Annotated in this window: 13 protein-coding genes and 1 tRNA gene; 5 read left to right on the forward strand and 9 right to left on the reverse strand. The window is 69.9% G+C overall.

Annotation, left to right across the window (positions count from 1 at the left end; translation table 11 throughout):
* The first annotated feature begins 48 nt into the window (after nucleotides 1-48).
* Together LWP59_RS06465 and LWP59_RS06470 are read left to right on the forward strand one after the other, a co-directional pair.
* Nucleotides 49-255 carry a hypothetical protein gene (locus LWP59_RS06465; protein WP_222425572.1) on the forward strand — a complete coding sequence of 69 codons (207 nt, stop codon included), beginning with the start codon at nucleotides 49-51 and terminating at the stop codon, nucleotides 253-255.
* Complete coding sequence (locus LWP59_RS06470) at nucleotides 246-1,472, forward strand: MFS transporter (protein WP_144639797.1); 1,227 nt, start codon at nucleotides 246-248, stop codon at nucleotides 1,470-1,472. The genes LWP59_RS06465 and LWP59_RS06470 overlap by 10 nt, the downstream gene beginning before the upstream one ends.
* Here LWP59_RS06470 and LWP59_RS06475 read toward each other — a convergent pair.
* The 4 genes from LWP59_RS06475 to LWP59_RS06490 form a co-directional block, all read right to left on the reverse strand.
* Entirely contained in the window at nucleotides 1,469-2,593 is a 1,125-nt protein-coding gene (locus tag LWP59_RS06475) for an acyltransferase family protein (RefSeq protein ID WP_186383292.1), read from the reverse strand. The two genes, LWP59_RS06470 and LWP59_RS06475, sit on opposite strands and share 4 nt — an antisense overlap.
* Complete coding sequence (locus LWP59_RS06480; RefSeq protein ID WP_186383293.1) at nucleotides 2,590-3,618, reverse strand: hypothetical protein; 1,029 nt, start codon at nucleotides 3,616-3,618, stop codon at nucleotides 2,590-2,592. Before LWP59_RS06480 ends, LWP59_RS06475 begins: the two co-directional genes overlap by 4 nt.
* Nucleotides 3,611-4,228, reverse strand: a complete 618-nt coding sequence (locus tag LWP59_RS06485; protein ID WP_144639803.1) for a hypothetical protein — start codon at nucleotides 4,226-4,228, stop codon at nucleotides 3,611-3,613. The genes LWP59_RS06480 and LWP59_RS06485 overlap by 8 nt, the downstream gene beginning before the upstream one ends.
* A gap of 221 nt (nucleotides 4,229-4,449) precedes the next feature.
* Nucleotides 4,450-5,094, reverse strand: a complete 645-nt coding sequence (locus LWP59_RS06490; protein WP_144639806.1) for a VOC family protein — start codon at nucleotides 5,092-5,094, stop codon at nucleotides 4,450-4,452.
* A 203-nt stretch (nucleotides 5,095-5,297) separates the two neighbouring features.
* On the opposite strand from LWP59_RS06490, the gene helR reads away from it, so the two are divergent.
* Complete coding sequence (gene helR / locus LWP59_RS06495) at nucleotides 5,298-7,487, forward strand: RNA polymerase recycling motor ATPase HelR (protein ID WP_186383294.1); 2,190 nt, start codon at nucleotides 5,298-5,300, stop codon at nucleotides 7,485-7,487.
* An 89-nt stretch (nucleotides 7,488-7,576) separates the two neighbouring features.
* On the opposite strand, the gene rph is transcribed toward helR, so the two are convergent.
* From rph to LWP59_RS06510, 3 genes are all read right to left on the reverse strand, one after another.
* Nucleotides 7,577-10,174 (reverse strand): rifamycin-inactivating phosphotransferase, encoded by a 2,598-nt coding sequence (rph, locus tag LWP59_RS06500; protein WP_144639811.1) that lies wholly within the window; start codon nucleotides 10,172-10,174, stop codon nucleotides 7,577-7,579.
* Nucleotides 10,175-10,528: 354 nt separating this feature from the next.
* Nucleotides 10,529-10,753 (reverse strand): hypothetical protein, encoded by a 225-nt coding sequence (locus LWP59_RS06505; RefSeq protein ID WP_144639817.1) that lies wholly within the window; start codon nucleotides 10,751-10,753, stop codon nucleotides 10,529-10,531.
* Between the two features lie 438 nt (nucleotides 10,754-11,191).
* Nucleotides 11,192-11,264, reverse strand: a tRNA-Arg gene (locus tag LWP59_RS06510).
* Nucleotides 11,265-11,426: 162 nt separating this feature from the next.
* Between LWP59_RS06510 and LWP59_RS06515 the strand changes: the two genes are divergently transcribed.
* The gene (locus tag LWP59_RS06515; RefSeq protein WP_144639819.1) at nucleotides 11,427-12,335 is read left to right on the forward strand and encodes a cation diffusion facilitator family transporter; all 909 of its coding nucleotides are present in this window, start codon (nucleotides 11,427-11,429) and stop codon (nucleotides 12,333-12,335) included.
* Between the two features lies 1 nt (nucleotide 12,336).
* Here LWP59_RS06515 and LWP59_RS06520 read toward each other — a convergent pair whose 3' ends face one another.
* Nucleotides 12,337-13,032: a DUF305 domain-containing protein gene (locus LWP59_RS06520; protein ID WP_144639822.1), complete on the reverse strand. Its 696-nt coding sequence runs from the start codon at nucleotides 13,030-13,032 to the stop codon at nucleotides 12,337-12,339.
* Nucleotides 13,032-13,859 carry a DUF3105 domain-containing protein gene (locus LWP59_RS06525; RefSeq protein WP_191334837.1) on the reverse strand — a complete coding sequence of 276 codons (828 nt, stop codon included), beginning with the start codon at nucleotides 13,857-13,859 and terminating at the stop codon, nucleotides 13,032-13,034. Before LWP59_RS06525 ends, LWP59_RS06520 begins: the two co-directional genes overlap by 1 nt.
* Before the next feature lie 93 nt (nucleotides 13,860-13,952).
* Here LWP59_RS06525 and argS point away from each other — a divergent pair, with 93 nt between their 5' ends.
* Nucleotides 13,953-15,608, forward strand: coding sequence for an arginine--tRNA ligase (gene argS / locus LWP59_RS06530; protein ID WP_144640279.1), 1,656 nt, complete (start codon nucleotides 13,953-13,955; stop codon nucleotides 15,606-15,608).
* Nucleotides 15,609-15,610 lie beyond the last annotated feature (2 nt).

A 15,610-nucleotide genomic window follows, 5' to 3' on the forward strand; every position in this document is an offset into this window, starting at 1 on the left:
TCCGGACTATAGGCGCGCCCGGCCACCGGAGCGGGGTTTGACAGTAGGGTGCTGCAGGACGCGATGGACGCGGACATCTCCCGGCTCTACCAGGAGGCGCGGATCGACGGGCTCAAGCCGAGCTTCGTGATGGAGCTGGTCCGGCTGCACCTGCACGGCCCGATGACGATTACCGAGCTGGCGGAAGCGTTGCGGCACAAGAGTTTTCACGACCGGATCGCCGAGAAGCTCGCCGAGGACCCGGCATGGCGGTGAGGCACGCCCTGCTCGACATCACGCCGCTGCGGTCCTCGCCGGTGTTCCGCCGGTTCTGGATCGGCCGCACGTTCTCGGGCTTCGGCAGTGAGATGACGATCGTCGCCGTGATGTTCCAGGTCTGGCAGGCGACCGGAAGCACGGTCTGGACCGGCGCGGCGGCGCTCGCCCAGGCGCTCCCGGTCATCGTGTTCGGACTCTTCGCGGGCTCGCTCGTCGATCGCGTCGAACGCCGCAGGTTCTACCTCGGGACGACGACCGGCCAGGCCGTCTGCTCGTTCCTGCTCGCGGTGCAAGGTTTTCTCGGGCATCTGCCGGTACTTCTCCTGCTGCTGGTGGTGGCCGTGCAGTCCACCTTCGTCGCGGGTGGCGGCCCGACGTCCCGCACGTTCATCCCGCGGCTGCTGCCGAAGACCCAGCTGGGCGCAGGCCTGGCGCTGAACCGGATCTCGTTCCAGGGAGCCATGCTCGTGGGCCCCGCGCTGGGCGGCGTGATGATCGGCTGGCTCGGCGTGGGCGGCTGCTACGCCATCGACGCCGTCACCTTCCTGCTGGCGTTCTACGGCGCGTTCGGGCTGCCCGCGATGCGCCCGGACGGCGAACTGCCGCGGGCGGGCCTGCGTGGCGTGGCCGACGGGCTGTCATTCCTGCTGCGCACGCCCATCGTGCGCGGCGCACTGCTCACCGACCTCGCCTCGATGGTGCTGTCGATGCCGGTGAGCCTGTTCCCGCTGATCAACGCCGAGCGGTTCGGCGACAACCCGCGGACCCTGGGCCTGTTCCTGACGGCGATCGCCGTCGGCGGGGTGGTGGCATCGGTCTTCTCGGGCAGCTTCACCCGGCTGCCGCGCCCGGGGGTGGTGATGCTGGTGGCCTCGGCGGGCTGGGGTGTGTCGCTGACGTTGTTCGGAATCTCGCCGAACGCCTGGCTGGGCCTGGGTTTCCTGGTGCTCGCGGGCGTCGCCGACACCGTTTCGGTGATCTCCCGCAGCACGGTCGTGCAGCTGCACACCCCGGACGCCCTGCGGGGCCGCACGAGCGCCGCGGAGCAGATCGTCGGACAGGCGGGCCCGGACGTCGGCAACCTGCGCGCGGGCCTGCTCGCGGGCGCGACGTCCGGCATGACGGCACTGGTCGCGGGCGGCTTGATGTGCGTCGCCGCCGTCGCCGCGATCGCCTGGGCGACCCCCGGCCTGCGCCGCTTCTCGGCGGACTAGGAGCGCTTGCGCCGCGTCCGCAGGAACCGCTCGGCGGGCATCTCGACGAACCGGTGCAGCAGGTCCGACACCAGCGCCGTGGCCGCGAGCCCCGCCAGTACGGCGAGCTCCGGGCCGACGCGTGGCACCAGCGCGTTCATCAACGGGTACAGGCACGCCAGGTGCACGAGGTAGATCGCGTAGGTCCGGCGCGACCACCCGGCGATCACCTTCGACCGGCTGATCCGGCCGTTCGCGCGCATCATCAGCAGCACGACGGCGGTCACCACGAGCAGGGTGCGCGGCATCGCGTTGCCCTGGAACGTGAACCCGCCGATCCGGTCGGCCCAGACGAACAGCAGCACATGCACCGCGCCGATGGCCAGCGCGGCGTACCGGTGCACCGCGCGCGTGTGCACGAGCGAGATGAGCTGACCGATGCACAGCACCGGCAGGTACACCGCCCACTGGCCGAGCTGGTGGGCCCACATGTGCAGCGAGCCGGTGGTGGAGTTGCGGGACAAGGTGGAGAACAGGATCGTGACGAAGCAGATCGCTGCCATGATCGTCGGGGCCAGCCACGGTATCCGCCGCAGCAACGGGATCGCCGCGGCGACGTAGCAGTAGAAGATGATCTGCATCCACAGCGTCCAGGTGACTCCGACCAGCCCGACCTGCGGGGTCTGGAAGAAGTTGGTGAGCACCATCCCGGACAGCAGGTCGCCGAAGCCCAGGTGCGGGTCGTGCGTGGACGAGACCTGCAGGCCGAAGTCGATCAGCAGCCAGACCAGCGGGGTGATCACCCACAGCAGCGGGAGCAGCCTGCTGACCCGGCGGTAGAGGAAGGTCCCCGGCCCTTCGCGCGCGGTCACGTGGGTGACCACCACACCGCTGATCATCAGGAACGTGCAGACGCCGAGGAAGCCCAGGTTGGCGTTGAGGTGCAGGCTGCCGACGAGCTCGTTCTCCACCCAGTCGGTCAGCCACCAGTGCTGGTGCGACAGCGTGAAGTAGGCCGCGATGTGCCCGAACACCACCAGGCACGAGGCCAGCACGCGCAACATGTCCAGGCCGTGCAGGCGTTCCGGCTTCCGCGCGGGCGCGCCGACGGCCACCGGCTGCTCCGACACCTGCGCGGTCATCGGTCGCCTCCGAGTGGCCGCTGCACGAACCGGTAGCCCGCTTCGGCGAGGGCCACGGTCGCGAGCAGCGCGGCGACCGCGGACAGGGGCAACGGCAGGTGCTGGTAGCCGAGCCCGAGCACGGTCCAGCCCACCACGGCCCCGGACGCGATGAGCCACAGCGCGCGGGACGCGAGCCACCGCACGACGGCCGTCTCGCCCGCGACTCGACCGCTCGGCGCCGCGAGCAGCACGATCAGCAGCGCGTACAGCGCGGTCACCGGATACCAGCGGCCGTGCCATTCGTCGTAGTTCTGCTCGGTCACCACCAGCACGCCGAACGCGACCGCCCCCAGCGCGCCGCCGACGAGCCCGTGCACGCGCCCCGATCGCACGTGCCACAGCACTTCGCCGAGCAGGCACAGCGGGGTGAACCCGGCCAGCAGGCCCAGCTGGTGCAGCGGCGCGGGGCCGCTCGCGCCGAACAGCACGAGATCGCCCAGCACGACCAGCTGCACGACGACGCCGGCCCACGGCGGAAGGCGCCGGGTGGCGAGGATCAGGAGAGCGGACAGCGCGGCGACGGCCAGCGGCCAGCTCAGCGCGACCAGCGCGGGGTGCCCGGTGATCCGGTCGACCAGGAAGAGGTTGCTGAGATAGGCCAGCGGCGTGACCTGCGCGTGCTGCGGGCTGCTGTACGGGTCGGCGCCGAGAAGCAGCGCCCCGGCGCTCGCCGTCACCGCGAGGACGAGGACCGGCACGACGGTCACCAGCATCCGGCGCACCGGGATCCCTTGTGCCACCCGGAAACCGGCCACCAGAAGCAGCATGGCGATGCCCAGCACGCCGAAGTCCTCGCCGATGCCGGTCGGTTTGTCGAGCCAGTCCCGCACGGCGACGAGCGAGGCCGGCGAGTAGCCGTGCCGGTTCAGCCACAGCGCGCCCAGATAGCTGTAGAGCACGAGCAGCGCGGCGATCGCGACCACGACCCGCAACCCCGGCAGGGTGGCGGTGCGGTTTCCGGTGCGGGTGTCCAGATCAGCCATCGGCGGGCAGCTCCCGGAGCTGACGGTCGATCAGCTGGGTGAAGGCGGGCTCGAGGTCGGTCCCGGGCGCCGCTTCGAGGTCGACGCGCACGAGAAGCCGACCGTCGGCGTAGTGCGCCCTGCCGTCGGCGGCCTGCCCGGTCCGCAGCTCGGCCCGATGCACGCCCGGCGCACTGGGCACCTCCTGCATGCCCGTGTCGAGCTGCAGCTGGTCGAGCGCGGCAGCCGTCGCCCGCGCCGTCGCCGGGTCCGCCATCTTGACCACGACCGCCACCACCCGGCCCTGCCGTGTGTCGGCCACGGTGGCCCGCGCGGCGCCGGGCTGTCCGCTCCTGAAGGCGGCGATCTCCTTGTCGCTCAGGAACTTCATGCTGACCACCTGGTCGAAGCTGCGCACGTAGGCGTAGCCCTCGGAGTCGCCGAAATCGGCCAGTGCCAGACCGTCGCGGGCCAGCCTGCCTTCCTCCCCGGCAGCGGCGACCGTCTGCTGGTCCAGGTCCGGCAGCCGGTACGCGAAATGCTGGTAGGTCAGCGCGCACGCGGCGACCAGCACCACGAGAACCGCGAAGGCCACGACGGTGCCGACGGCGGGCTTGCGCACGTGGGCCATCGCACCTCGTTCCCCCAGTTCGACCGATCGCCGGTAATTCTCCCAAACGATCGGCAGGACCTGCCCGAACGGGTGGTCGGTGACGGCGGTCCCTGTCCAGAACTGAATCGTCCGAGGTGGGCGGAGCATTACCGGGCCGTGTCGCGGAGCCGCTCGCGTCGCGGCCCCCGGACCTGCCCGCGTGACTGTTTCCGCAGTTCAGAGGCGAGCTGGTGCGGCGCTCACCGCTGTCCGGGTTCCGGCGCGCGGGCTGTCACCGAGGTGGTCTCCCAGGCGAACCCGTCCGGATCGGTGAACGGCTCGGCAGCGCCGACGACCGCGATCCGGTGCGATCCGGTGCCGTCGGGGGAGACGCCGGCGTCCTTGGCGAGGGCACGACGCCGGTACAGGGCCAGTTTGACGGCGCCCGGCTCGGTGGCGAACTCGACGTACATGCGGCCGAAGCTTTTCGCCACGGTGAGGCCCCGGTCGACGTAGAACCGTTTGCTCGCGGCCACGTCGGCGACTCCCAGCAGGAGCACGATGTCGTTGAACTGCCGGGTGGCCGGGCCGGTGTCCTTCTTCGCCGAGGTCGCGACCTTCCAGATCGTCCCGTCCGGGGCTTGGACGACCCCGCCGTAGCCCCACAGCGATTTCGAAGCGGCCTTGAGCGTCGTCGCCCCGGCGTCGAGGGCGGCGCCGAGTAGGGCGTCGACGTCGGCCGGCTGGGACACCGTGAGTGACAGGGTGAACCCGCGGAAGCCGGTGGTCGGTGCCTGTGAGGCGCGCAGGCGCAGCTGGGTGCCCAACCCGAAGGCGGCGGTGTAGAAGCGTTCGGCGGCCGCGGGGTCCGCCACCTCGAGGGTGATGTTGTCGATGGAGGTCATGGCAGGAACGCTAGGCGCGGCCCGGGGACCGGCGCTTCTCGATTCCTGACCGGTCTTGACCCGGCGCCGCACGCCCGCTCGAATTCGCGACTTCGCCGGTAAGCCTCTTGACAAGAGGGGGACAATAAAAAATCGACGTGTCCTCCGTAATTCAAAGGAGAACCCGCCGAACCTATTATCAGTTTAAACGCGGTGAGGGGCCTGTGTCAACTCAGGGGTACGAAGAGGAATTGCGGTCCGAACGGAGCTACGTGGCCGGGCTCTACACGCGGCTCGACGCGGAGCGCACGCGGGTGAAAGGCCAGTACAACGCGGCGTTGCGCGGAAACGGCGCGTCGCCCATGGAACGGGATGTCGAGGTGCGGGCGTCGGCGAAAGCGCTGAGGCGGCTGGCCGTCGCGGACGACGGGTTGTGTTTCGGCCGGTTGGACACGCTTTCGGGCGACCATTCGTACATCGGCCGGATCGGCCTTTTCGACGAGGAGAACGACCACGAACCACTGTTGCTGGATTGGCGGGCGCCGGCGTCGCGCGCGTTCTACGTCGCCACCGCCGCGACTCCGGAGAACATGCGCCGGCGCCGCCAGTTCCATACGCGCGGGCGCCAGGTGATCGACTTCACCGACGAGGTGCTCGGCCGTCCGGGCGGCGGCGAGCGGGGGGACGCGGCGCTGCTCGCGGCGGTCAACGCGCCGCGCGGTGACGGGATGCGCGACATCGTGGCGACGATCCAGGCCGAGCAGGACCGGATCATCCGGCTCGATCACCCTGGCGTGCTGGTGATCGAGGGCGGTCCGGGCACCGGGAAGACCGTGGTGGCGCTGCACCGCGTCGCGTACCTGCTCTACACCCAGCGGGAGCGGATGGAGCGCCACGGTGCGCTCGTGGTCGGCCCCAACCCGGCGTTCCTGAACCACATCAGCCGGGTGCTGCCGTCGCTGGGCGAGTCCGACGTGGTGTTCATGACCACCGGCGACCTCGTGCCCGGCCTGCACGTCACCGCCGAGGACACGCCGGAAGCCGCGCGGCTCAAGGGCTCGCTGAAGATCCTCGACGTGCTCGCGGCGGCGGTCGCCGACCGGCAGCGGCTGCCGGCGCAGCCGTTGCCCATCCCACTGGCGGACGTCACGGTGCGGATCGACGCCGAGACCGCGGAGTGGGCCAGGCACGAGGCGCGCGACAGCGGGCTGCCGCACAACGAGGCCCGCGCGGTGTTCACCGAGATCGTCACGTACGTGCTCACCGAACGGGCGATCGCCAGGATCGGCCGGGGCTGGCTGACCCGGGCGGACCGCGCGGGGTGGGAAGAGCTGCGGTCGGACCTGGTCAAGGAGCTCGCGGGCGACGAGAAGTTCACCGCCGCGCTCGACGAGCTCTGGCCGATCCTGACACCGGAAACGCTGCTGGCAGGGCTGTACGCGTCCCCCGAACGGCTGCGGGCGGCCGGTGGGGACCCGGCGTTGGCGCGCGCCGACGGCGACGCCTGGACGGTGTCGGACGTGCCGCTGCTCGACGAGCTGGTCGACCTGCTGGGTTCGGACAAGTCGGCCGACCGGACCGCCGAGCGGGAGCGGGCGGCCGCGGCCCAGCACGCCGCCGACGTGCTGGACAGCCTCGTCGGCCGCCAGGACTCGATGGACGACGAGGACCACCTGTTCGCCACCGACCTGCTCTACGCCGACGACCTGGCGGAACGCTTCGTCGAGCAGGACACCAGGGACCTCGTCGAACGCGCCACGGCGGACCGGGACTGGACCTACCGCCACGTCGTGGTCGACGAGGCACAGGAACTGTCCGAAATGGACTGGCGAGTGCTGATGCGGCGCTGTCCGGGCCGGTCGTTCACCGTGGTCGGCGACCTCGCCCAACGCCGGTCCGTGGCCGGGGCGACGTCCTGGGACACGATGCTGGAGCCGTACGTGCCCGGCCGCTGGGTCTACCGGTCGCTGTCGGTGAACTACCGCACCCCGGCGGAGATCATGGACATCGCCGCCGCGCTGCTCGCCGAGTTCGCGCCCGGGGTCCGGCCGCCGGAGTCGGTCCGCGCGTGCGGCGTCCAGCCTTGGTCCAGGCGGGTCACCGAAGACGAACTGCCCGCTGCCATCGAGGAGTTCGTGCGGGACGAAGCCGGCCGCGAAGGCACCAGCGTCGTGATCGGGCCACCGGAAGTGCCGGGCGCGGTGGCGCCGTCGGAGACGAAGGGCCTGGAGTTCGACGCCGTCCTGGTCGTGGAACCGGAACGGATCCTCGCCGACGGTCCGCGCGGCGCGGCCGAGCTCTACGTCGCCCTCACGCGCGCCACCCAGCGTCTCGGCGTCCTGCACCAGGGTCCACTGCCGCAGGCTCTGACCGGGCTCGTCGAGACGCCGGCACCCGCCAAGGCCGGGCAGTAGGCAGGGGTTCGAGGCCGGGCGGCCCTGGAAGCACCAGGGTCGCCCGGACCTCGCCGGAAGCTACAGACGGGCCTTCCCGGTGTGGTCGGTCAGGGCAGGATCTCGACGTACCCGTCGGTTCCGTGCACGCGGATCCGCTGCCCGTCCCGGATCAGCCGGGTGGCCTGCTCCACGCCCACGACGGCAGGCAAGCCGTACTCCCGGGCGATCACCGCGCCATGGGTCATCAGGCCGCCCACCTCCGTGACCAGGCCCGTGATTCCGACGAACAGGGGCGACCAGCTGGGGTCCGTGTGGGCCGTGACCAGGATGTCGCCCGCCTCGAGCTCGGCCTCCGCCATGTCGAGGATGACGCGGGCCCTCCCCTCGATGGTCCCGGCGGACACCGGCAGGCCGATCAGGGCGCCGGCCGGCACGTCGTCGCGCCGGTACGCCCCGGTGACGGCCTCGCCATCGGATGTGAGCACCCGGGGCGGTGTGAGCGCGTGGTACGACCGGAACGCGTCCTTGCGCTGCTGGATGAGCTGGTCATCCACCTGGTTCGAGCGCACGACGTCGCGGAACTCCTGGAACGTGAGGTAGAAGACGTCCTCCTGCTCCGCAAGCACGTCGGCCCGCACGAGGCGCCCGGCCTCCTCCAGCAAGGCCTGCTTGTAGACGAAGTAGCGGCTGATGATGCCGTACTTCGGGTACTCCCGGTAGCCGGTGAAGGTTCGGACCCGGTCGATCATCCGCTTGGTCTCGTCGGCTTTCCGGTCCCCGTCCGGCAGGGCCCGCAAGCGTGACAGCACTTCCTGTTCCTTCTTCCGCGCCTTCTGCCGGCCTTGCTCGAAGCGCCGCTGGGCGGCCCCCGGCTCGAAGTTCCTGACGTTGTCGAGGATGACGGGCACGAGCGTGCTGGGGCGCTCGCGCCAACGCGGCCTCGTGATGTCGATCTCGCCGACGCAGCCCATGCCGTACCGGTCGAGGTAGGCCTCTATGGCGTCGCGCGCTTCGGTCCCGCCCGGGACCTTCGCCAGCTCGTCCAGGAAGCCCTCGTCCTCGACGTCCTGCAGGAACGCCACCACCTCCGGCTGCGGGCGGATCACGTCCGCGACGTCGAGCAGCGCCAGTCCCATCTCCGACGTGACGTTGCCGGGCGCGGACAGCGTCAGCGTGTCAGCCGCGTTCTTCTCGCCCAGCCACTCCTGCAGGTTGTCGTTGAGCCACCACGTGGCCTCCATCCCCGCCATGATCGCCTGGAGACTCAGCGGATCACTGAGGACTCGCTTGTGCTCCTCGAAGGCCTCCAGCAGGAAGTCGAACAGCGCCGGTCCGGTCTTCGTCCGGATGTCGCGCTCCAGGGCGGCGATGGACGCCCGGCTGCGCTCGACCAGCTCGGTGACGATGGCCGGATCGGTCTCGATCGGGTCGCGTACGCCCCTGGGCGGCGGCCCGCCGGGAGCAGCGTCCGGGAGCGACGGGACGAAATCGTCGCGGTCGAGGACGGTCTCCAGCGCGTCCCTGATCAGCGGATCGCCTCTCCCCATGACATCCAGGAGGCCGGCGCGGGCCGCGGGCGTGGCCAGCCGCGGGGTGACGTCGACGAACAGTCTCCCGCCGGCCTCGTGCATCGGCACCATGGCCGTCAGCTGCCACACGGAGATCCCCAGGGGCTTCATCGGGTCGGTCATCATCTGCCCGTGGCCGACGGAGACGTAGACGTGATTCTCCTGGTCGCCGGTCTCGGGGATGGGGAACAGCGTCGTGATCGGCCGGCTCTGAACGATCTGGAAGTCAGCACCGACCAGGCACCATTCGATGTCCTGCGGGCGGCCGAAGTGCGCCTCGATCCGGCGCCCGAGCTGCACGAGCCGCACGACCTGCGCATCCGTCAGCGCCGGCTGCTCCTGCTGCGGCGGGTCGATCGCCACTTCCTGCGTACCGCCGGCCGGCAGGGCGTGAATGGCACGCTGTTTGGCGGCGATCGCCTTGGCGACGACTTCGCCGTCTCGCACCTTGAAGACGTCCGGGTTCACCAGGCCGGAGACCAGGGCCTCGCCGAGGCCGAACCCGGCGTCCACGGTGGCGACCTTCCGGTTGCCCGTGACGGGGTCGGCCGTGAACAGGATGCCGGCCGCATCCGGGAGGACCATCCGCTGCACGACCACGGCCATGCGGACCGCGCGGTGGTCGATGCCGTTCCGCTGGCGGTAGGTCACGGCCCGCTCGGTGAACAGCGAGGCCCAGCACCGGCTGACGTGCTGCAGGATCGCCGTCGGCCCCACGACGTTCAGATAAGTGTCCTGCTGTCCGGCGAAGGAGGCCGTCGGCAGGTCCTCTGCCGTCGCGCTGGATCGGACGGCGCAGGCGGCTTGCTCGCCGAGCCGGGCGAGCGCGCGGGTGATCGCGGCCGCGAGATCGCCCGGGATGGCAATGTCTTCGATGGTCCGGCGAATCTGCGCGCTGAGCGTGCGGATCCCCTCCCGGTCGTCCGGGTTCACGCGCGACAGCTGATCGAGCCGGTCGTCGATCGACGGCGCTTCCACCATGATCCGCCGGAAGGCGTCCGTCGTCACGCAGAAGCCACCCGGCACGCGGATGCCTTCGATCCGCGACAGCCCGCCCAGGTGCACGCCCTTGCCGCCAACGACCGCGACCCGGGTCTCGTCGACCTCTTGAAGATCCAGAACATACTGCTCGATCACTGCGACGCCTCCGAGGCAGTCATGCTCAGTTGTATTGGGGCGGCAGATCGAATGACCGGCGCCTCTGTCGGACTTCTTGTCGAGCACGTCCTCACGGGCGCGCACCCCCGCACCTCAGCGCCGAGCGCCCGCGACTGCACTGCCGGTTCCACTTCACCGCGTCCCCCATACTTCGACAACAACGTCGTGCCCCCATTTCCGCAGGTTGTGGCATCGGCCGACGATTCTGCGCCACGACCCGGGTCTTGCCGCAAGCCCCCGGGTGCGTTATAAGTTAAAAGTGGGAGGGGGAGGAATTTCGCCTGCCTCGTCCGCTGGAACTGGCTCGGTTGTTGTCAAGCGGTGGCGCGCCACTTAGCTGAGTGATGGCCGGAGTTCGAGCCGTCCCTCAGCTAGCCGCTGGCTGTTGACGGCGGAAAGCCAGTCGCGGATTTGGGTGAGGAGTTCTTCGACCACGGGCTCGGTGAATTCGCTCAACGAGAACAGGCAGTAGTCGACCGCCAGCCATTCGCCCAGTTTCTGCTCGAGGTCTTCATCCGTGACCGGGTCACGGATCTGCTCGATCGCCCAGATGACCAAGCCGCGCTTCGCGTTCCAGACATCCCGGTGCTCGTTTTCGTCCCTTCGGTCGGTAGGACCACCACTGGTCGACCGGTTTGTCGGATACGCTGTAGGTCAGCTGTTCTTCGAACCAAGCCCGAGGTGGTCCAGATACGCATGCCGCAGTTCCGATTGGACGAGCTGATTCGCGCCAGCCGCTCCTTCGAGGGCTTTACGAGTAGCTACGCGGCACATTCTCGCGGCCACAGGATTCTTCGTGGTAATTGCGAGACCGATCGCCTCAACGTCTTTGACGACGGATTTGATGAGCTGCATGCCGGAGCGATTGCTCCGATGCGACTCCCTGGCTCGTCCTCGCCCCAGGTCTCGTTCGGCGCGTAGGCCAGTTGGCGCTCAACGACGCCATGGATCGGCGTCTAGGCCGGTGAGAGCGCAAATACGCAGGTAAACAAACTGTGCCCTCGGCAGGATTCGAACCTGCGACACCTGCCTCCGGAGGGCAGTGCTCTATCCCCTGAGCTACGAGGGCCCATCGCTGTGCGACGTGAGAAGCCTAGCGCATCCCCGCCACCACGTGGTGGGCACCCCATGCACGAAACGGCCCAGCGCGGTACCTTCCGCAGCGAGTAAGGCTAGCCTGCCTTGCATACATGCGCATGTCGCTATATGTTGAGCGAGAGGAGGCAGCGCCATGGGACATGGTCACGGGCACGGCGTCCCCAGTGCCTCCGGGCGGTACCTGCCCCGCCTCGTCGCGGCGCTCGGGATCGGCGCCGTCTTCTTCCTGCTCGAGGTCGTGGTCGGTGTCCTCACCGGCTCACTCGCCCTGATCTCCGACGCCGCCCACATGCTCACCGACGTCTTCGGCCTCGGGATGGCCCTCACGGCGATCGTCCTCGCGCGGCGCAGCGGGCCGACCTATCGTCGCACCTTCGGCCTCTACCGCGCGGAGGTGCTGGCCGCCCTCGGCAACGCCGTCCTCCTGTTCGGCGTCGCCGGGTACGTGCTCGTCGAGGCCGTCCAGCGCGTCACCGACCCGCCCGCGGTGCCGGGCCTCCCGGTCCTCGCCACGGCCGTCGCCGGGCTGCTCGCCAACCTCGCGGCGTTCACGCTCCTGCGCTCCGGCGCCAAGGAGAGCCTCAACGTCCGGGGCGCCTACCTCGAGGTGCTCGCCGACCTCATCGGTTCCGTGGGCGTCCTCGTGAGCGGCGCGGTCACGCTCACCACCGGCTGGCGCTACGCCGACCCGATCATCGGTGTCGCGATCGGCCTGTTCGTGCTTCCACGCACGGCACTGCTCGCGCGCCGCGCCCTGCGGATCCTCTTCCAGCACGCCCCGGCGGAGGTCGACGTCGAGGGCATCGCGGCGGAGCTCGCGGCGCTCGCCGGCGTGCGGGACGTGCACGACCTGCACGTGTGGACGCTCACCTCGGGCATGGAGGTCGCCTCCGCGCACCTCGCCGTCGAGCAGCACGCCGAACCCGCGCAGGTGCTCGCCCAGGCGCAGAACGTGCTGGCGAACACCTACGACATCAAGCACGCCACACTGCAGATCGAGCCGTGCGAATCGGCCAAGCGGTGCGAAGAGCTGTCCTGGTGAGCTACAGCGGCTGAGCGTCCCGAGCGGCGAGCATCTGCTTCATCAGCACGATCTCCGCGCCCTGCGAGTCCAGGATGCTCTGCGTCAGCGCCTTCACCGCCGCGACGGACGTGTGGTCGTGCGCGTACTGCGCCATCGCCGTGCCGCCCTGGTGGTGCCGCAGCATCAGCTGCAGGAAGTACACGTCCAGATCCCTGCCCGACAGCGACCGCAGCCTCGTCAGCTCCGCGTTCGTCGCCATCCCGGGCATCGGCGCGTCGCTCGACGACGCGCCCGGCGACGGCATCCCCATCCCGGCCATGTCGTGCCCACCGGACTGCGTCATCCACGTCATGTACGCGCCCGTGGTCTGCTCGGGCTGACCCCACAGCATGAGCCAACCCTTCATCCGGCCGACCTGCTCCAGCTGCGTGCTCTGGATGTCGAAGGCCAGCTGCCGGACCTGCGGGTCCGTGCTGTGGTCCCGCTCCCAGTTCGCCATGGTCACGGCCTGCAGGTGGTGCACCGACATGTCCTGTGCGAACCCGACCTCGACCGAGCCGGCCGCGGGAGTGGCCGGCTCGGACGAGTTGAGCGCCCGCTGGGTCAGGAACATCCCGAGCACCGCGCCCAGCAGCAGCACGGCGACGACTGCCGCGCCGATCACCACCGGGCGCGAGAACGACGACTGCGCGGGAGCTTCTTCGGGTTCGGTCATCAGGGCGTGTGGCTCCCGGGGGCGGCGGGGGCGGAGGGCGCCGTCGAGCCCGCGCCCATGTCCTGCTGGGTGCCGGTCGAGCCCTGGTAGTTCATCGGCTTGGCGTCCGGTCCGGGCGGGGTCGGGTCGAACGGCGGCGGGTTGTCCGGGTCGAACGCGCCCGGCCCGAGCGCGTCGCAGGAGGCGCCGACCTCGGGGTAGGTGTTCTGGTTGGTGCGCAGCGCGGTGATGAACTCGTCGACCCGCTGGTCGTCGGCGCTGTCCACCTTGAGCTGGTGGCCCCAGGACTGCAGCGAGATCGGCTTGTCGAGCCCGGGGTAGGGCGACATCATCGTGTACGGCTTGCCCTCGACCTTGGCCTTGAGCGTGTTCAGCGCGTCACCCGTGACCTGGTCCGGGTTGTAGGCGATCCACACCGCGCCGTGTTCGAGCGAGTGGACCATGTTCTCGGTGCGCACGGCCTTGGGGTAGACGATGCCGGTGCACGCGGCCCAGTACCCGTCGTGCGGCCCGCCGAACGGCGGCGAGTGGTCGTAGGCGACGCGCTCGGTCGGCAGCACGTGCACGCTGCCCTTGTACTCGACGGTCACGATGCCCTGGAGCTTCAGCGACGGATCGGGGTTCGAGGCGCTGGGCACCCAGTCGGCGAGCGCGCGCTTGGGCGCGGACTGCACCAGGTAGTAGGTGACGACCACGGCGGCGAGCGCCACGACGGCGACGACCGCGATGACCGTGCCCCACGGGAAGCCCCGCTTGGTCACCACCGAGCTGCGTGCCGCTCTGACGGCGTTCTTCGACGAGGCCTTCTTCTTCGTGCCGCTGGCCATGGCTCCCGCATCCGGTCGAAAATCGAATTAACCCAGGGTGGAGTGTAGGGACTGCATGTCAGAGCGATGTCAACGGCCACATACACTCGCGTGGTGACTCCCGCCGTGCTTGCCGAACTCGTCCGCTCGTCCGCCGTGCAGGTGCTGACCGCGCGTGACCTCGATCACGCCGTCCTGCCCGCCGTCGTGACGATCGAGCGACCCCGCAACCCCGAGCACGGAGATTACGCCACCAACCTGGCGCTGCAGGTAGCGAAGAAAGTCGGGTTGCCGCCGCGCGAGTTCGCCCAGGCGCTGGCCGACGAGGTCGCCAAGGCCGACGGCGTCGAGAGCGCCGAGGTCGCGGGCCCCGGCTTCCTCAACTTCCGGCTCGCCGCCGACGCGCAGGGCGAGCAGGTGCGCCAGGTGCTCGCCGCGGGAGAGCGCTACGGCACCGGCGATGCGCTGACCGGCCGCAGGATCAACCTCGAGTTCGTATCGGCCAACCCCACCGGCCCGGTCCACCTCGGTGGCACCCGCTGGGCCGCGGTGGGTGACGCGCTGGGCCGCATCCTCGCCGCACAGGGCGCCGAGGTGACCCGGGAGTACTACTTCAACGACGCGGGCGCGCAGATCGACCGGTTCGTCCGGTCCCTGATCGCCGCCGCGAAGGGCGAGCCCGCACCCGAGGACGGTTATGCGGGCGGCTACATCTCCGACATCGCCGCCGAGGTACTGCGTCAGGAGCCCAGTGCGCTGTCGCTGCCGGAAGCCGAGCGGCACGAGACGTTCCGGCGCATCGGCATCGAGCTGATGTTCACCGAGATCAAGCAGAGCCTGCACGAGTTCGGCACCGACTTCGACGTCTACTTCCACGAGGGCTCGCTGCACGAGAGCGGCGCGGTCCAGCGCGCGGTCGAGCAGCTGAAGGAGTCCGGCAGGCTCTACCTCGCCGACGGCGCCTGGTGGCTGCGCTCCACCGAGTTCGGCGACGACAAGGACCGGGTGGTCATCAAGAGCGACGGCGCGCCGGCGTACATCGCGGGCGACATCGCGTACCTGCAGGACAAGATCAGCCGCGGCTTCGACCTGTGCATCTACATGCTCGGCGCGGACCACCACGGCTACATCGCCCGGCTCAAGGCGGCCGCGGCGGCGATGGGGCAGGACCCCGGCGTGGTCGAGGTGCTCATCGGCCAGCTGGTGAACCTGGTCAGCGACGGCAAGCCGGTCCGGATGAGCAAGCGGGCGGGCACCGTGATCACCATGGAGGACCTGGTCGAGGCCGTCGGCGTGGACGCCGCGCGCTACGAGCTGACGCGCTACTCGGTGGACTCGGGCATCGATGTCGACCTGGACCTGCTTCGCAAGCACAGCAACGAAAACCCGGTCTACTACGTGCAGTACGCGCACGCCAGGCTGGCCTCGCTGCAGCGCAACGCCGCGGACCTCGGCCTGAAGCCGGACGCCGGCGCCGAGCTGGGTCTGCTCACCCTCCCCCAGGAGGGCGACCTGATCCGGACGATCGACGAGTTCCCGAAGATCGTGCGCAAGGCGGCCGAGCTGCGCGAGCCGCACCGGGTGGCGCGCTACCTGGAGAGCCTGGCGAGCATGTTCCACAAGTTCTACACGGTCGCCCAGGTGCTGCCGAAGGGCGACGAGGAGGCGACTCCGCTGACCTTCGCCCGGCTCGCCCTGTGCGACGCCGCGCGCCAGGTTTTCGCCAACGGTCTGCAGCTGCTCGGTGTCTCCGCCCCGGAACGGATGTAACT

Source organism: Amycolatopsis acidiphila, assembly GCF_021391495.1.
GTDB lineage: Bacteria > Actinomycetota > Actinomycetes > Mycobacteriales > Pseudonocardiaceae > Amycolatopsis_E > Amycolatopsis_E acidiphila.

Excerpts from the sequence above, each read along its gene's own strand:
- LWP59_RS06470 (WP_144639797.1), top strand. The coding sequence starts at position 246 with ATGGCGGTGAGGCACGCCCTGCTCGACATCACGCCGCTGCGGTCCTCG.
- LWP59_RS06475 (WP_186383292.1), bottom strand. The coding sequence starts at position 2,593 with ATGACCGCGCAGGTGTCGGAGCAGCCGGTGGCCGTCGGCGCGCCCGCG.
- LWP59_RS06480 (WP_186383293.1), bottom strand. The coding sequence starts at position 3,618 with ATGGCTGATCTGGACACCCGCACCGGAAACCGCACCGCCACCCTGCCG.
- LWP59_RS06485 (WP_144639803.1), bottom strand. The coding sequence starts at position 4,228 with ATGGCCCACGTGCGCAAGCCCGCCGTCGGCACCGTCGTGGCCTTCGCG.
- LWP59_RS06490 (WP_144639806.1), bottom strand. The coding sequence starts at position 5,094 with ATGACCTCCATCGACAACATCACCCTCGAGGTGGCGGACCCCGCGGCC.
- LWP59_RS06515 (WP_144639819.1), top strand. The coding sequence starts at position 11,427 with ATGGGACATGGTCACGGGCACGGCGTCCCCAGTGCCTCCGGGCGGTAC.
- LWP59_RS06520 (WP_144639822.1), bottom strand. The coding sequence starts at position 13,032 with ATGACCGAACCCGAAGAAGCTCCCGCGCAGTCGTCGTTCTCGCGCCCG.
- LWP59_RS06525 (WP_191334837.1), bottom strand. The coding sequence starts at position 13,859 with ATGGCCAGCGGCACGAAGAAGAAGGCCTCGTCGAAGAACGCCGTCAGA.